Source organism: Fructilactobacillus sp. X3R2C1 (genome assembly GCF_059901235.1).
The window spans coordinates 1-1,801 of the sequence record NZ_JBWXVA010000010.1; the positions used below are offsets into that span (position 1 = coordinate 1).

Genomic DNA, 1,801 nt, shown 5'->3' on the forward strand with positions numbered 1-1,801 from the left:
GAGAGTAAAACTCTCAAAACTAAACAAGACTTCAATAATGTAAGGTTTCCGAATTTTTCCTTAGAAAGGAGGTGATCCAGCCGCAGGTTCTCCTACGGCTACCTTGTTACGACTTCACCCTAATCATCTGTCCCACCTTAGGCGGCAGGCTCCAAAAGGTTACCTAACCGACTTTGGGTGTTACAAACTCTCATGGTGTGACGGGCGGTGTGTACAAGACCCGGGAACGTATTCACCGTGGCATGCTGATCCACGATTACTAGCGATTCCAACTTCATGCAGGCGAGTTGCAGCCTGCAATCCGAACTGAGAACGGCTTTAAGAGATTAGCTTGACCTCGCGGTTTCGCAACTCGTTGTACCGTCCATTGTAGCACGTGTGTAGCCCAGGTCATAAGGGGCATGATGATTTGACGTCATCCCCACCTTCCTCCGGTTTGTCACCGGCAGTCTCATTAGAGTGCCCAACTGAATGCTGGCAACTAATGACAAGGGTTGCGCTCGTTGCGGGACTTAACCCAACATCTCACGACACGAGCTGACGACAACCATGCACCACCTGTCATTCTGCCCCCGAAGGGGACACCTAATCTCTTAGGTTAACAGAAGATGTCAAGACCTGGTAAGGTTCTTCGCGTAGCATCGAATTAAACCACATGCTCCACCGCTTGTGCGGGTCCCCGTCAATTCCTTTGAGTTTCAACCTTGCGGTCGTACTCCCCAGGCGGAGTGCTTAATGCGTTAGCTGCGGCACTGAAGGGCGGAAACCCTCCAACACCTAGCACTCATCGTTTACGGCATGGACTACCAGGGTATCTAATCCTGTTTGCTACCCATGCTTTCGAGCCTCAGCGTCAGTTACAGACTAGACAGCCGCCTTCGCCACTGGTGTTCCTCCATATATCTACGCATTTCACCGCTACACATGGAGTTCCACTGTCCTCTTCTGCACTCAAGTTTCCCAGTTTCCGATGCACTTCTCCGGTTAAGCCGGAGGCTTTCACATCAGACTTAGAAGACCGCCTGCGCTCGCTTTACGCCCAATAAATCCGGACAACGCTTGCCACCTACGTATTACCGCGGCTGCTGGCACGTAGTTAGCCGTGACTTTCTGGTTAGATACCGTCGCGACGTGAGCAGTTACTCTCACGCCCGTTCTTCTCTAACAACAGAGTTTTACGAGCCGAAACCCTTCTTCACTCACGCGGCATTGCTCCATCAGACTTTCGTCCATTGTGGAAGATTCCCTACTGCTGCCTCCCGTAGGAGTCTGGGCCGTGTCTCAGTCCCAATGTGGCCGATTACCCTCTCAGGTCGGCTACGCATCATCGCCTTGGTGAGCCTTTATCTCACCAACTAGCTAATGCGCCGCGGATCCATCCAAAAGCGATAGCACAAAGGCCATCTTTCAAACGAAAACCATGTGGTTTTCGTTGTTATACGGTATTAGCATCTGTTTCCAGGTGTTATCCCCTTCTTCTGGGCAGGTTATCCACGTGTTACTCACCAGTTCGCCACTCGCTGCTAACTTAAATCTAGTTAATGCAAGCATCAACTATCAATAAGCGCAGCTCGTTCGACTTGCATGTATTAGGCATGCCGCCAGCGTTCGTCCTGAGCCAGGATCAAACTCTCATTTTAGAAATGAGAAATTTTACTAGCTCATTATTATTTGTTGTTATTCTTTTTCAAAAGAATTAAAAAGCGAATTGACTTCGCAAATGTTTAATTTTAAGTTCTACAACTTAAAATTACCTTACACTTGTAATCAAAATCTTGTTCAGTTTTCAAAGATCTACTCT

The 1,801-nt window shown here is 48.6% G+C and carries 1 rRNA gene; it reads right to left on the minus strand.

Annotation, left to right across the window (positions count from 1 at the left end):
• Window positions 1-64: 64 nt before the first annotated feature.
• Window positions 65-1,640: ribosomal RNA gene (locus tag AC6UDB_RS06900) — 16S ribosomal RNA — on the minus strand.
• Between the last annotated feature and the right edge of the window lie 161 nt (window positions 1,641-1,801).